The organism is Paenibacillus sp. FSL R5-0527, assembly GCF_038008055.1.
GTDB classification, from domain to species: Bacteria; Bacillota; Bacilli; order Paenibacillales; family Paenibacillaceae; genus Fontibacillus; species Fontibacillus macerans.
This window is the reverse complement of the sequence record NZ_JBBOYI010000001.1, coordinates 254,400-268,431: the sequence shown is the minus strand read 5'-3', so window position 1 is coordinate 268,431 and position 14,032 is coordinate 254,400. Positions and strand designations below refer to the sequence as shown.

Below are 14,032 nucleotides of genomic sequence, written 5' to 3'. Positions count from 1 at the left end.
CAGCCTCCGCCTGCTTAGTTCCTATATTCGCTCCTGCAGAAACAATTTGATTTTTTCAAGCGTCGCGGCCGTTTCGATATTTTGCAGCAAAAAATCGCTTTCCCGCTTGTAAATCACCTGGTCGGAGTAATTCCGCAAATACTCTTCGAGCACCTCGGGAGGAGTTCCTTCCCGCTCCAGGCGAAGCCGGATATCTTCCTTGGTGACATACAGAAAAATCCGGATAGCGTCATCGCCGTATAACTTCCGGAATGTCCGGACGCCTTCGTGGTTTACGACGACGATTGCGGCCTGGCGCTGCTGCAGCGCCTGCTCCAGCTCAAGCTTTGCGATGCCGTAGCCGCCCCGTTCGAGGCGAACGGCCTCGCACAGCTCGTCCTTGTCCTGAAGCGCCCGGAATTCGGCGTCGGAGATGAAATGATAATGCTCTCCGTCCCGTTCACCCGGTCGAGGCGCGCGTGTCGTATAAGGGAGCACATAAGGAATACCCAGCTCGGAGCTCAACCGCATGGCAATTTCTTTGCGCCCGGAGCCGCTTGTTCCCGTGATGACAATGACCTGTTGCTTCGCGGCGCCGCCGAACTCGCCAGCCTCGCTAGCCTCACCGGCCTTAGAGGTTTCGGCGGTTATGCCCGTTGCTTCAGGCTTGCCGATTGATTCGGGGGGAACGGGAGACGTTTTTGACGATTTCAGCCATTTCCACATCGCTCTCCGTGCGCGCGGCGAGGACCGGACTTTCGCCCTGCGGCGCACGGATTCACCTCCTTGCGGCAAAATTTTCTCTATATCATGTATTTCGGCAGATTTTGGTAAATTCGTTACGTTTGCAGGTGAAATTGTAGTGCTGGCATGCGATTCGGTCATCGAGGCGCTCAAGGAAGACAGACCTCGTTTAGCGATAGTTTTTCCCGTGATTATGAAATTGCTCAGCTCCGCTGAGGAAGCGGGGGAAGGGTGGCGAAATGCAAAAGTGCAGGCGGTTTTCGCAAAATTCCCCGAAACAGGTGGTTCAGATGCAAAAGTGCAGTTCATTTCCGGTCATAAGTTACTTTTTTATCGGATAGCCCTAAAAAGAGATGCACTTTTGCATTTCAATCGCTCTAAAATGGTGATTTGCGGGAAATAGAATGCACTTTTGCAGTTGATCCCATCGGGGCACCCTTCTTCCCGTGAAAAACAGGCAAACCCGGCTGCAGGCCTTGATCCAATTTGGCTTGATGTTGGCCCAAATAAATAATCTAAAAAAGACCCGCGGAGGAGGCTTGAAAAACACTTCCACGGGTCTTTTGCGTCTCAGGATTCGCCAGCCCGGCGCCGCCTCTCTAAAACACCCGGCGCGCGGTTACGAACCGTTTTCTCCATTGGCCGTCAAACTCCCCGATATGTACGCCCTTCTCATTGGAATAGGTGTGGAGGATTTTATTGTTCCCGGCGTAAATGCCGACATGGCCGATGTCCAGCCCGCGTGAGCTAAAAAAGAGCAAATCGCCCTTGCGCAGTTCGTTTTCGCCGACCTCTTTGCCTTCTTTGGCTTGGTCATAAGAGACGCGCGGCAACTCAATCGACAGCACGCTCTCAAATACGTGTTTGACAAAAGAAGAGCAATCGAACGTATTCGTTTGATCCGGCGAAGCTCCGAATTCGTAAGGCGTTCCCTCGAAGGTTTTGCCGTAAGCGATCAGCTTGTCCGCTTGTTTTTCCGCTAACGCGTCGCTGGTGTAATCGGTGTATTTCGGCTTGGCGGACACATATCCGCTAAGTGCGTCCGGAGTGCGCGCTTCCAGCCAGAAGGCGCCGACCTCACGGGCTACGTGAATCTTGCTGCCGGCGGGCAGCAGTTTAACGGCGTTGCCTTCCGCGTCAGGCTTGCTGCGAAGGTAAACACTCTGCTTAATCGTCGTATCGTAATCGAAAGCCGAAGCGATCCGCACTGTCCGTCCGGCTCCGTCCCATTCCACCTCGCTGCCCAGCGCTTCGCTCACGAAGCGGAGCGGAACCAGCGTGCGACCGTCCGCGATTTGTCCGGGAACCGCGAGCGCCAGCGTTTGACCGTTCAGCTGCGCTTCCCGCTCGCCGATCCGGTAAACAAGGGTCGTGCCGTCTTTGGCCGCCGTTACTGTTTTGTTCTCCCCGTTCCATGCCGGCTTTGCGCCTAAAGGTTCAAAAACGTCGCGGATGGGGACGAGCACGGTTCCGTTGACCAAGACCGGCGGGACTTCAGGCACAAGCGGCTTCCCGTCCAGTTCTATGGCAATGCGGCTGTCCGCACCGGCTTGCCCCTGCTGCGCTGTACCGGCGGCGGCCGCCTCCGCCGAGGCGGACAATACCAGAGAGGCCGCCAGCATACACGTTATCGTGCGTTTTCGTTTCGTCATAAGATCACCTATTTCTGGATAGTCTTATATATTTAAACGGTGCCGGTGCGGATTAGTTTTATAGTAAATATTACCTATATGGTGGTGCGATCCTTTCCAATCCGTTCATGTACTTGCGCAGCGCCTGCGGAATCCGGATGCTTCCGTCTTCTTCCTGGTGGTTTTCCAGCAGCGGGATCAGAATGCGGGGCGAGGCCACCGCTGTGTTGTTCAATGTGTAGCAGTACTGCAGTTTGCCGCTGTGATCCTTGAACCGGATGTTCGACCGGCGGGCCTGAAAATCGAGCAGCTGCGACGACGAATGGGTTTCCCCGTACGCCGCCCGGCTCGGCATCCACGTTTCGATATCGTATTGTTTGTACGTTTTTTGCGACATGTCGCCGCTGCAAACAGCCATTACCCGGTAAGGGAGTTCCAGCAACCGCAGGAGCTCCTCGGCGTTTTCCGTAATTTCCTGAAAAAGCTGTTCCGAGACCTCTGGGTCGTTTTGGCAGAGGATGACTTGCTCCACCTTCGCAAACTGGCGGACCCGGTACAACCCGTGCACGTCTTTGCCGGCCGAGCCCACCTCGTTCCGGAAGCAAAGCGATGCCGCGGCCAGCTTGAGCGGGCGGGCGACATCAACGATTTGATCCTCGAAATACGAGACAAGCGGCACTTCCGACGTACCGACAAGACAGCGGTCCTCCTCGGCGATCCGGTAGGTCTGATCCTGGCCAAGCGGGAAAAAACCGGTGTTTAGCATCGCCGCGGGCCGAACCATTAACGGGACCTCGAACAGTGCAAACCCTTTGGCAACCAGCAGGTCGACGGCCAACTGCTGCACCGCCCGGTGGAGCAAAACGCCAATGCCGGTGAGGTAGTAATTGCGGCTTCCGGCCGTTTTGACGCCGCGGGGAATGTCGATGAGACGATGCAGCTCGCCGAGCGCCACGTGGTCCCGCGGTTCAAAGCCAAACGCCGGGGGCTCGCCGGCTCGCCTTACTTCCACATTGTCCCGGTCCGACCTGCCTATGGGCGTGTCCGGCGAAATCCGGTTAGGCACGAGCAGCATGAGGTCCCGATATTCCCGCTCCGCTTCCTGGAGTTCATGCTCCAGACCGGTGAGCCGGCGGTTTAGCGTTTTGACCTCCCCTTTGCACGATTCGGCCTCCTCCACCGCGCGCTCACGAACAAACCCTTGAATACGCTGGGTCAACCGGTTCCGTTCCTGCCGCAAACGCTCGACCTCCAGCAGCAGCGCCCGGCGCTGATCATCCCGGCGGAGCAACTCGGGGATCGCAAGATCAATCCCTTTTTGCTCCGCGATTAATTGAACCTGTTCCTGATGCTCCCGAATCCACTTGATGTCTAACATGGCTATCCGCTCCTTTGGTTATAAAAATACAAAAAGCGCTCTCGTCCGATTGGGACGAGGAGCGCTTGTATTCTCGCGGTGCCACCCAAATTGACCGAACGGTGTGATGCCGTTCAATCCACTTGCTTCCGCGGTAACGGGCGGATCCGGTTAACTTAGGGGGAAGGAGCCGTCTTTTGCCGGCTTCCCCTTGACGAAAACGCCTCCGAGTTGGATGCTCTTCATAGGCATGATTCCGATATATTTTTCACAGTATAGCGTAGATGGTGTTTTTTATTCAAGGGTGAGAAGGGAATTTGATGAAAAAAATTTTGTTAACCGGTTTCGAGCCTTTTGGCGGAGAGCGAATCAATCCGGCCGTGGAGGCGATGAACCGGCTGAAGGGCCGGACTCTCGGCCAGCATGTGATTGTAGGGCTTGAGCTGCCGACGGTATTTGGCAAATCAACGGACACGTTGATCGCGGCGATGGAGGAGATGGGGCCCGACATCGTTATTGGTTTAGGCCAGGGCGGGGGCCGTGCCGAAATCACGTTTGAGCGGATCGCCATTAACATGGATGATGCCGCGATTCCCGACAACGACGGGAACCAGCCGCTCGATTGGCCGATCGTGGCGGAAGGGCCGACTGCCTATTGGTCCACGCTGCCCGTCAAGGCTATGACGGACCAACTCCGGGCCCGTGGTATTCCGGCTTCGGTGTCCAATACGGCCGGCACTTTCGTGTGCAATCATTTGTTTTACGGGCTGATGCACCATATTGCCGTCAGCGGCCGGCCGATCCGGGGCGGCTTCATCCATGTTCCTTATCTGCCGGAACAGGCGGTGCGGCATCCCGGGGCCCCAAGCATGGCGCTGGATCAAATCGTTTTGGGCCTGGAGCTGGCGATCGGCGTCTTGACGTAGTCAGCGTCTAAATCCAGGCCTTCAAAATATAGCGGAACTTTATGTGCTTATTATCCGGAGCCTGGCATGTTCATCCCCATTAGCGGAATTTTTTGTCCTTATTTTCTTATGAATGGGCCAGAACCCGGGCATTTCCTGGTAATTCGAGAAAATAGCGACATAAAATGCCTCTATTTCTCTCAATGGACGAATATTGCTGGAATAACGCCATTTTATGCCCTTATATTTTCTCCGAGACGGGCAGCGCATCTACAACTAGCTTAATTCGCTTAACTCGCCTCGCTTAACTCGCTCCACTTGCCCAACTCCCAAACTCATCCCCCCATTTGCGCCACTAACTCTATTTACTTAATCCGCTCAACCGACTCAACTCATATAACTCGCGGCCGTCCGCACACCGTCCCCGCCGCGTTTCTCATGGTTCAGCAGCCAGCTTTTGCGCGACAGGCCGCCGCCGTAGCCGCCCAGTTCGCCATTCGAGTTGATGACGCGGTGGCAGGGGATGACGATGGCGAGCTGATTGGCTCCGTTGGCCTGGGCCACGGCGCGGTAACCCGCCGGATTCCCCACGGCAGCGGCCAGCTCGGCGTACGAGCGGGTTTCTCCGGGCGGGATTTGCTGCAGCTGCGCCCACACCTGCCGCTGAAAAGGCGACCCCAGCAAAAACAACGGGGTCTTGAATTCGCTTAACCCGCCGTCAAAATAAAGCGCCAGCTCTTTCTCAATCGAGCGGACCGGCGCGGTGACGCCGGGGATGACCGCCGCTTTCGTCCGCTGGCGAAGCCGCTCCACCTCGCGCTCCAGCCCGCGGCGATCGACGAACTCCAGCAGATACAAGGCCGCTTCGTCGGCGATGGCGATCATCGGCCCCAGCGGCGTATCGAGCCAGGCCGCCCGTAAAATCCGGCCCTCATCCAGCCGGGTCGGCGGCGCGCCCATAATCCGGGAAAACGCGTCGCGGAACCCGCTGCTCGATTCGTAGCCTATGGAAAGCTGGGCATCGATCACGGGCTGGCCGGAGCGAATATGCTTCATCGCCAGGCCCATGCGGCGGGCCCGGGCATATTCGACGAAGGTCATGCCGAAGCGCTTCTTGAATTGGCGGCGCGCCGTCGACGCATCGACGGAAAGCTGCCGGAAATCCTCGTCCCTCCAGCGCTTCTCGGGATGCAGCTCCACCGCTTCCACCAGCCTCCGGACGAGATCGGACGCCTCGCCCGGGGGAGACAGCGGACGGCAGCGCTGACATGGCCGAAAAGAAGCGAGCAGCGCTTCTTTGGCGGTCTCGAAAAATTCGCAATTTTCCAGCTTCGGTTTCCGGGCCGGGCAAGTGGGCCGGCAGAAGACGCCGGTCGTTTTCACACCGACGTAGAACAAACCTTCGTATTCCGTGTTTTTTTCCAACAAAGCTTTATAAAATTCCTCTTTGCGTTCCGTGGGGATCATGCGCGGCCTCCCTTGAAATTGGTTAGATAAATTATACCGCTCACCAGCCCGCCCCGCCGCCGAAAATCGGGCAGCGATTTTTTCGCTCCGGCCTGTCCCGCAGGCGGTCAACACTTCCATTGTGGGCGGGTATGTTTTGTTATATGATATCATGGTGAACCAGGAATTCATGATCTAATGATTTTAAATACAGGGTGTGAGGGAAACGATGTATCCTAGAGACTTGAACTATAAAATGCCGGCCGAATGGGCGCCGCACGAGCGCACGTTTATTTCCTGGCCGGTGCAGGCATCGATGTGTTATCCCGGGCAGCACGACGCGGTCTGCCGGGGTTATGCCGAATTCATCGCGGCGATCGCCGAATTCGAACCGGTGACGGTGGTCGTCAATCCGGACGATTTGCAGAAGGTGCAGAAAATCTTCAGCGGCGGCAAACACCGCCACCCGATCGAATGCCTGCCGATCGCGCACAATGACGCGTGGCTTCGCGACAACGGCCCGACTTTCCTCGTGAACGGCGAAGGCGAGTTGGCCGGGGTCAACTGGCGGTTTAACGCCTGGGGCGGCAAATATGCGCCATGGGATTTGGACGACGCGGTCGCGCCGCAAATTCTCGAAGCGCTGGGCGTGAAGCGGTTTGACGCGCCGCTCGTGCTGGAAGGCGGCTCCATCCATACGGACGGCGAAGGCACGCTGCTGACGACGGAGGAGTGCCTGCTGAACGCGAACCGGAACCCCCAGATGAGCCGGGAAGAGATCGAAACGGCGGTGAAAAATTTCGCCAACGTCGATCAAATCATTTGGCTGAAGCGGGGCTTAAGCGGCGACGAGACGGATGGCCATGTCGACAACGTGGCTTGCTTTGCCGCGCCGGGCAAGGTGATTTTGCAGGTGTGCACGGACCCGGAAGATGAAAATTATGAGATTACCCAGGAAAACCTGGCGATCCTGAACGCCGCGGTGGATGCTAAGGGGCGCAAGCCGGAGATCATCCAAATTCCACAGCCGCCGCGCACCATGTATGAAGACAGCCGCTTGACGCTAAGTTATTTGAATTTTTATTTCGTCAACGGCGGCATCATTTTGCCGGTGTTTGGCGGCGCCGCGGCGGGAACCGACCGGCAGGCGGAGCGAATCTTAAGCGAGGCGTTTCCGGACCGCAAAATCCGCACGGTGGACGGTATGGCGATCATCCGCGAGGGCGGCAATGTGCACTGCACGACCCAGCAAATGCCGGCGGGCCGGGTACGCGCTTAAAATCAATGATAAAGGGGGACCCCAGATGAGAAATGTGAAGGTGGCGGCCACGCAAATGAGCTGCTCCACGAATAAAGAAGAAAACATCGCCAAGGCGGATAAGCTGGTCCGCGAGGCCGCCCGGCAGGGAGCGCAGATTATTTTGCTGCAGGAGCTGTTCGAGACGCCTTATTTTTGCCAAAAAGAAAAATCGGACTACTACGTCTATGCCACCGAGCTGGAAGAGAACGCGGCGATCCGGCATTTTCGCCAGGTGGCCAAGGAGCTGAAAGTGGTGCTTCCGATCAGCTTCTACGAAAAAAAGAACAACGCCCGCTACAACTCGCTGGCCGTGATCGACGCCGACGGCGAGGTGCTCGGACGCTACCGGAAAAGCCATATCCCGGATGGGCCGGGGTATGAGGAGAAGTTTTATTTTAACCCGGGCGATACCGGCTTTAAAGTGTGGAACACGCGTTACGCCAAAATCGGCGTCGGCGTGTGCTGGGATCAATGGTACCCGGAAGCCGCCCGCTGCATGGCGCTGATGGGGGCCGAGCTGTTGTTCTACCCGACCGCGATCGGCTCCGAGCCGCAGGACGGCTCAATCGACTCCAAGGATCACTGGCAGATGTGCATGCTCGGGCATGCCGCCGCGAACCTGGTGCCGGTCGTCGCTTCCAACCGCGTCGGCGAGGAAACGGACGAAGATTCCAGCATCACGTTTTACGGCTCGTCCTTTATCGCCGGGCCTCAGGGCAACAAAATCGCCGAAGCGAACCGCACCGAGGAGACCGTGCTGGTGGCGGAGTTCGACCTTGATCAGTTGGAGACGCAGCGCATCGAGTGGGGAATTTTCCGCGACCGCCGGCCGGATTTGTACAAAATCATCACTTCCTACGACGGCGAGCTGCGTATCGACTAAGCGCGTAATTTCATAAAAAATCAGGCCCCCAATTTCGCCCGAAGCCGTGATTGGGGGCTTTTGACGGCAGCATGCGGCGCAAGACTGGATCATCCTTGTCCGGTCGTAATCTCGGGGTTGGCGTCCATGATCGCTTCCGCCGCCTGCATTAGCCGGGGCAGATAGCGCAGCCCCTCCCCGGCGCGGGCGAGAAGGTCGGCGGAGCTATATATGCCGAGGTCGGCAAGCATTCCGTTGAAACCGGGGAGCGATTTTTTGTGCAGGGCCGGAGCGTCGGCGGCCAAAATTTTGAGGCAGCGGGCAAAGGTAGCGACGATCCAGAACACCGCCTCCTGATGGCGGCCGCCCCGGATCAGCTCGCGGCTGCCGTCGATTGCGGCCGGGCGCGCCGCGGCGGTGATGTCGCTGCTGAAGAAGAACGGCGTACGGGCGTGCTCCGCGGCTGCGTCAAAAGTCCGGGCCAGCGCGTCCAGATGGGATTCCGCCTGCTGCGGCCCGAGTTGAGTGCAGCCGAGCAGCCGCAGCAGCTCGGGGTACCTGGCGCTGAGCTCGTAGTCAGCCAGTACCTGCCGGGCGGCGAGGTAACGCAGCCGTACGGTAGGGTTGCGCAGCGCGGACGTAAGCAGGACATGGGTCATGATCCCGGTCGGAAACAGCCACGCCGTCACCTGATCGTGCCACGGCGCGGAAGGATCGATGCCGCGAAGCCCACGTTCTATACGTTCTCGGGCGTTTTCGCAGCGGCGGCGCACCCATGGCCGTTCGGCGAAACGGGGGGCCACTTCCGTCTGCAGCTTACGCAATCGTCCCGTCGGATCAGCGATGATCGTATCCGTCCGGAAGCTTCCGGCGAGATGATAATCCGTCAAGACGTTCTCGGCGGAGGCCAGTTGGCTCCAGGGCAGGTATGTTACCTCAAGGAGCGCTTTCTCGAAGAGAAATTTTCCCGGCTTGAGCGGTGGTTCGGTTTGAGCGGTCACAACGATAACATCGATGTCGGAACTTGGGGACATTGGCGCGTCATCCGGCAGACCAACCGTTGAACCGCTAAAATAGGCTCCCAGGAAATCGGCCTCCCGGGCGGCGTGCTCCGTCACCCACTGGGCGGCTGCCGTTCGTGCGGACCCTACTTTCATGAGCATCCTCCTCCATTTCATGGAACATCGACATTTCGATCACAGTCGAAGCGAAGCCGTGCTACAATCGGTATCGGTACACCGCGGTAAGAAAACTCAGTCTGCCCGAGCCCCTCTAAATAAGTGACTTTTATGTCCTTATTTTCCGGAGGTGAGCATGTCCATGGCCATTAGGGGACTTTTACGTTCTTATTTTCCAATAAACGGGGCAAAAAGCGCCATTTCCCTGCAGTTCGAGAAAATAACGACATAATTTCCCTCTATTTCTCTTGAAGTGGGTGATCTCGCCGAATTAACGCCATTTCTGGTCCTTAGTTTCCGCCTGAGCACTAACGTTTGCGTTAACTCTTGCACAAGACAACTTGCAGCCCTGATGTTTTCCGGATTTCCCGCCAAAACTCAAGTTTCCGAGCCGATTCTATCGCCCGCCGGAAATCTAACGGTTGCAGCAGCTGCTATTTTACGAAAATGGACCTTTTCTAAATTCTAACGGTTGCCATCGCCGTTATTTGCCTGAATCTAAGCAAAAGTAGTCGGGTTTAAGTAAAATAAGCGCCATGGCAACCGTTACAATTTTAAATCAGCGTTTTTGGCACAAATAGCGGTTGTGGCAACCGTTAGAACATGTAGCTCATCTTACTATAGATAAAAATACTTTAGCGCAAACGCTGAAAGAAAGAAGGGATTAGGAGTGGCGCGTCCGCTTTATTTTGCATTGATTCTATTAAGCTTGATTTGGGGAGGTTCCTTTTTCTTCATCAAAATTTTGCTGCCGGACTACGGCCCATGGGCGATCGCCTTCTTGCGGTCGGCCTTCGGGCTGGCAACGATCTCCGCGGTGATGCTGATCCTGCGCAAGCCGTTTGGCTTCCGCAGCATTCCCTGGCTGCCGATGGCCGTCATGGCGCTGGTGAATACCGCGATTCCCTGGGCGTTCATCGGCTTCAGCGAAACGCGGCTGACGAGCGGCATGGCCTCGGTGTTAAATGCCACGACGCCGCTGTGGACGCTGGCTGTAGGGGTGTTGTTCTTCCGCGCCGTCGCGGGCCGGAGGCAGTGGCTGGGGATGGGCATCGCCTTCATTGGAATCATCGTCCTGCTCGGCGTAAGTCCTACTTCGATCGTTTCGGTCGACGGGCTCGGCTTCGCCTGCATGCTGGCGGCCACCCTATGTTATGCGATCGGCTCGCACTTGTCCAAGAAGCTCTCCGAAGGATTGTCGATGTATCAGGTGACGTTCGGTACGCTGCTGTGCGCCATGCTCGGCAGCGGCGTCATGGCCGCGGCGACCGAAGGCGTCTCTCTGGCGCCGCTGGCTTCGCCCGCCACGCTGGGCGCGGTCATCGGCCTGGGCGTATTCGGCTCGGGCTTGGCTTATATCCTTTTCTATTTCATGGTGCAAAAAGGCAGCCCGCAGTTCGCCACGACAGTCACTTATCTTGTGCCCGCCAGCGCGATTATCTGGGGCTTTGCGCTGCTGCACGAGGCGGTCGGCTGGCGTCTCTTGGCCGGGCTTGTGTTTATTCTCGGCGGCGTCTACCTCGCCAACAAAAAAGGGGGGCGGTCAACCCGCTTGTCGAAGACGGCCTGACCGTTTGGCCTCCTGCCCGTCCGCCCGTCCGCCAGCCTGCATCTGCAGCCCGCTTGGCCGCCCGTCCGCTAGCCCGCGTCTGCCTGCCCGGCTTGGCCGCCCGTCCGCCAGCCCGCGTCTGCAACCGGCTTGGCCGCCCGTCCGCCAGCCCGCATGTGCTGCCTGCTTGGCCGCCCGTCCGCCAGCCTGCATCTGCAGCCCGCTTGGCCGCCCGTCCGCCAGCCTGCATCTGCAGCCCGCTTGGCCGCCCGTCCGCCAGCCCGCATCTGCAACCTGCTTGGCCGCCCGTCCGCCAGCCGGTGTCTGCAGCCCGCTTGGCCGCCAGGCCGTCAGCCCGCATCTGCCCGCCCGCTTGGCCGCCCTGCTGCCCGGCCGCTTGCCCGCCCGGCCGTTTGCCCGTCCGGCCCCCTAAAAGTGCATGCTCAAAAGGCGGCTATTCGCCCCGAGAAGGGTTGACTTTTTGAACTATCTCTAAAAGAAGGCCGCACCGGTCTACGAGTAGCGGATCAGGCCTCCGTTGACGTGGAGCACCTGGCCAGTGACATACAGCGAATCGGCCGACGCCAGATACACATAGGCCGGCGCCACCTCAAACGGTTGCGCGGCGCGGCCCAGCGGAATGTCGTCGCCAAGCGTCGCCGCGTGCCCGGCCGGGTAGGTGCTCACATTCAGCGGCGTCCATGCCGGTCCCGGCGCGACCGCATTGACGCGGATCCCCTGATGCGCCAGAGACAAAGCCAGCGAGCGGGTAAAGCTGACGACGGCTCCTTTAGTCGCCCCATAAACGATCACGTTCTTATCGCCTTCATAGGCGATCCGCGAGGCGGTGCTGATAATGGCGCTGCCCGGCTTCAGGTAGGGGAGAGCCGCTTTTGTCAGATAAAACAACGGGAAAACATTCGTGCGGAATGTGTCTTCCAACTGCTCGTCGGAAACGTCCAGGATGCTGGGGGTGAAAGGCTGCACGGCGGCATTGTTGATGACGATGTCGAGGCGGTGAAAGCGGCGGAGCGTCTCGGCTACGATGTCCTGCGCCGACTCGGACCGGCGGAGGTCGCGGGGGAGCAGCAAGCATTGACAGCCGAACTGTTCAACGTACTGCTTCGTTTCCTCCGCATCCCGGTGTTCGTCCAGATACACGATCGCCAGGCTTGCTCCCTCTTTGGCGTAAACTGCGGCGATAGCCCGGCCGAAACCGCTGTCGCCCCCGGTAATGACGGCTACCTTGCCTTGCAGCTTGCCGCTTCCCTTATATCCGGGATAGTCGAAAATCGGCCGCGGCACCATTAAATACTCAAAGCCCGGCATCCGGTTTTGGTGTTGAGGCGGAAAGGTTAACGGCTTCGTTTTGTTCTCGGTGACATATCCGTAAGGGGGATAGGTAGGGTATCCGGACTCCATCCGACTCACTCCTTCTCACAGGATCACTGGCATCGCCATACGTTATGCGCTTTCCGGCGGAATATGCCTATCCCCTGGAGAATTCGAACCATTCCTCGCCAAACGCCGGCCGCTGTTCGCGAACATGCCGCCATTCGTTCGTTCGCGGTTCATAGATGTAGTCTTGTTTCCACTCCTTGATATTCTCCGTGACCTCCCGGACCGCGGCGCCGATAAATGCGGCTTCCCGATGCGTCATTATCGGATGAAGGGACACGCGGACCCAACCGGGCTTCCGCGATAAATCGCCGGCGGCGATCAGGCCGGCGATTTGCCGGGACGAAGCGCGGTCTATGCCCAGCAAATAATGGCCGTACGTCCCCGCGCAGGAGCAGCCGCCCCGGACCTGAATGCCGAAGCGGTCGTTCAGCAGCTTCACCATCAGGTTGTAGTGAACGGATTCCGTGACAAAGGACACGATCCCAAGCCGGTTCCGCCCGGGTCCGCCGAGAATGTGCAGCCCCGGAACGGATTCGAGCTGCCGCAGCAGCACCTCCGTCAGCTCCCGCTCGCGGCGCAGCATGCGCTCGATCCCCATCCGCTCCTTCAGCTTCAGGCATAACGCCGCGCGCACCGCCTGCATCACTCCCGGCGTGCCGCCGTCCTCCCGCGTTTCGGGGTCGGGCCAATACTGGTACTCTCCCCAAGGGTTGGTCCAGGAGACCGTACCGCCCCCGGGATGATCGGGGACCGGCTCGGCGCCCAGCTTCGCATTCATGACCAGCACGCCGCTTGTGCCCGGGCCGCCGAGCAATTTGTGGGGGGAGAACAGAACGGCGTCGAGCCGGTCCTCCGGGGCTCCCGGCGGATGCATATCGATGCGTACATAAGGAGCGCTGGCGGAGAAATCGACCACGCTGATTCCGCCGTGCTCGTGCATGATCCGCGACAGTCGGTGATAGGGCGTTTCAAAGCCCGTCACATTGGAGCAGGCGGTAAAAGCCCCCACCTTGACCTTCCGCTCGCGGTACCGGTGGAGCAGCCGCTCCAGGTGCTCCGGGTTAACGCGCCCGTCGGCCCCTGGGGGAATGCAGACCACTTCGCCGATCGTTTCCCCCCAGGAAATATGGTTGGAGTGGTGCTCCATATGCGTGACGAAGATGACCGGGCGGTCCCGCTCGGCCATCGTGGACAAGGCCGCTGTCCGCCAGCGCCGCGGCATTTTCAGTCCCAGCAAACGCTGCAGCTTGTTCACCGCGCCGGTCATCCCGGTCCCGGCAAACAGGAGCATATCGTCCGGTCCGGCGTTGACGTGGCGTTTGATGATGCGCTTCGCTTCCTCGTAAGCGGCGGTCATCGCCGTGCCGGTCAGATTGGAATGCGTATGCGGATTACCCGCGAACGGACCCAACTCCTCGGCCAGTTTCGCTTCGATCGGCCGGTACAGACGGCCGCTGGCCGCCCAATCGGCATAAAGCAGCCTTTGCCTTCCGTACGGGGAAATAAAGCTCTGGCGGTAACCGATCGTATTTTCCCGATAAAAATGGAACTCATTTTCCTCCGCGATGTTGCGCCGCCCGTTCAACCCGTGTTCGTGCGCGGCGGTACCGATTTTGGCCTGCAGCATGCCGTGTCTCCCCTTTAGGCTTCTTTTAAGATCGGTTTAGGTTACGTACATTC

General features: G+C 58.6%; 13 protein-coding genes. 5 read left to right on the top strand and 8 right to left on the bottom strand.

Going from position 1 to position 14,032, the window contains the following annotated elements:
* Window positions 1–21: 21 nt before the first annotated feature.
* Window positions 22–753, bottom strand: a complete 732-nt coding sequence (locus NYE69_RS01135; RefSeq protein WP_340922974.1) for a guanylate kinase — start codon at window positions 751–753, stop codon at window positions 22–24.
* Between the two features lie 88 nt (window positions 754–841).
* Here NYE69_RS01135 and NYE69_RS01130 point away from each other — a divergent pair, with 88 nt between their 5' ends.
* On the top strand, window positions 842–1,126 hold the full coding sequence (locus NYE69_RS01130) for a hypothetical protein (RefSeq protein ID WP_340922972.1): 285 nt from the start codon (window positions 842–844) through the stop codon (window positions 1,124–1,126).
* A gap of 196 nt (window positions 1,127–1,322) precedes the next feature.
* Here the strand turns inward: NYE69_RS01130 and NYE69_RS01125 are convergent, their stop codons facing one another.
* Together NYE69_RS01125 and serS are read right to left on the bottom strand one after the other, a co-directional pair.
* Entirely contained in the window at window positions 1,323–2,375 is a 1,053-nt protein-coding gene (locus tag NYE69_RS01125) for a C40 family peptidase (RefSeq protein ID WP_340922969.1), read from the bottom strand.
* Window positions 2,376–2,445: 70 nt separating this feature from the next.
* Window positions 2,446–3,732, bottom strand: coding sequence for a serine--tRNA ligase (serS, locus tag NYE69_RS01120; protein WP_340922966.1), 1,287 nt, complete (start codon window positions 3,730–3,732; stop codon window positions 2,446–2,448).
* Between the two features lie 299 nt (window positions 3,733–4,031).
* On the opposite strand from serS, the gene pcp reads away from it, so the two are divergent.
* On the top strand, window positions 4,032–4,637 hold the full coding sequence (gene pcp / locus NYE69_RS01115; RefSeq protein WP_340922962.1) for a pyroglutamyl-peptidase I: 606 nt from the start codon (window positions 4,032–4,034) through the stop codon (window positions 4,635–4,637).
* Window positions 4,638–5,003: 366 nt separating this feature from the next.
* Here the strand turns inward: pcp and NYE69_RS01110 are convergent, their stop codons facing one another.
* Entirely contained in the window at window positions 5,004–6,083 is a 1,080-nt protein-coding gene (locus NYE69_RS01110) for a bifunctional transcriptional activator/DNA repair enzyme AdaA (protein ID WP_340922959.1), read from the bottom strand.
* Between the two features lie 208 nt (window positions 6,084–6,291).
* Here NYE69_RS01110 and NYE69_RS01105 point away from each other — a divergent pair, with 208 nt between their 5' ends.
* Both NYE69_RS01105 and aguB read left to right on the top strand, forming a co-directional pair.
* Complete coding sequence (locus tag NYE69_RS01105) at window positions 6,292–7,341, top strand: agmatine deiminase family protein (RefSeq protein ID WP_328274034.1); 1,050 nt, start codon at window positions 6,292–6,294, stop codon at window positions 7,339–7,341.
* A 25-nt stretch (window positions 7,342–7,366) separates the two neighbouring features.
* A complete protein-coding gene (gene aguB / locus NYE69_RS01100; protein WP_340922951.1) occupies window positions 7,367–8,245 on the top strand; it encodes an N-carbamoylputrescine amidase in 879 nt (292 codons plus the stop codon).
* Between the two features lie 89 nt (window positions 8,246–8,334).
* Here the strand turns inward: aguB and NYE69_RS01095 are convergent, their stop codons facing one another.
* Entirely contained in the window at window positions 8,335–9,381 is a 1,047-nt protein-coding gene (locus NYE69_RS01095) for a hypothetical protein (protein ID WP_340922949.1), read from the bottom strand.
* Window positions 9,382–10,072: 691 nt separating this feature from the next.
* On the opposite strand from NYE69_RS01095, the gene NYE69_RS01090 reads away from it, so the two are divergent.
* Window positions 10,073–10,972, top strand: a complete 900-nt coding sequence (locus NYE69_RS01090; RefSeq protein WP_340922946.1) for a DMT family transporter — start codon at window positions 10,073–10,075, stop codon at window positions 10,970–10,972.
* Here the strand turns inward: NYE69_RS01090 and NYE69_RS01085 are convergent.
* From NYE69_RS01085 to NYE69_RS01075, 3 genes are all read right to left on the bottom strand, one after another.
* Complete coding sequence (locus NYE69_RS01085) at window positions 10,902–11,312, bottom strand: hypothetical protein (protein WP_340922944.1); 411 nt, start codon at window positions 11,310–11,312, stop codon at window positions 10,902–10,904. The genes NYE69_RS01090 and NYE69_RS01085 overlap by 71 nt on opposite strands.
* Before the next feature lie 152 nt (window positions 11,313–11,464).
* On the bottom strand, window positions 11,465–12,373 hold the full coding sequence (locus NYE69_RS01080; protein WP_340922941.1) for an SDR family oxidoreductase: 909 nt from the start codon (window positions 12,371–12,373) through the stop codon (window positions 11,465–11,467).
* Window positions 12,374–12,440: 67 nt separating this feature from the next.
* Window positions 12,441–13,979, bottom strand: a complete 1,539-nt coding sequence (locus NYE69_RS01075; protein WP_340922938.1) for an aminotransferase class V-fold PLP-dependent enzyme — start codon at window positions 13,977–13,979, stop codon at window positions 12,441–12,443.
* Window positions 13,980–14,032 lie beyond the last annotated feature (53 nt).

Coding starts and splice junctions, on each gene's coding strand:
- NYE69_RS01125 (WP_340922969.1), bottom strand. CDS start 2,375: ATGACGAAACGAAAACGCACGATAACGTGTATGCTGGCGGCCTCTCTG.
- serS (WP_340922966.1), bottom strand. CDS start 3,732: ATGTTAGACATCAAGTGGATTCGGGAGCATCAGGAACAGGTTCAATTA.
- pcp (WP_340922962.1), top strand. CDS start 4,032: ATGAAAAAAATTTTGTTAACCGGTTTCGAGCCTTTTGGCGGAGAGCGA.
- NYE69_RS01110 (WP_340922959.1), bottom strand. CDS start 6,083: ATGATCCCCACGGAACGCAAAGAGGAATTTTATAAAGCTTTGTTGGAA.
- NYE69_RS01105 (WP_328274034.1), top strand. CDS start 6,292: ATGTATCCTAGAGACTTGAACTATAAAATGCCGGCCGAATGGGCGCCG.
- aguB (WP_340922951.1), top strand. CDS start 7,367: ATGAGAAATGTGAAGGTGGCGGCCACGCAAATGAGCTGCTCCACGAAT.
- NYE69_RS01095 (WP_340922949.1), bottom strand. CDS start 9,381: ATGAAAGTAGGGTCCGCACGAACGGCAGCCGCCCAGTGGGTGACGGAG.
- NYE69_RS01085 (WP_340922944.1), bottom strand. CDS start 11,312: ATGCGGGCTGACGGCCTGGCGGCCAAGCGGGCTGCAGACACCGGCTGG.
- NYE69_RS01080 (WP_340922941.1), bottom strand. CDS start 12,373: ATGGAGTCCGGATACCCTACCTATCCCCCTTACGGATATGTCACCGAG.
- NYE69_RS01075 (WP_340922938.1), bottom strand. CDS start 13,979: ATGCTGCAGGCCAAAATCGGTACCGCCGCGCACGAACACGGGTTGAAC.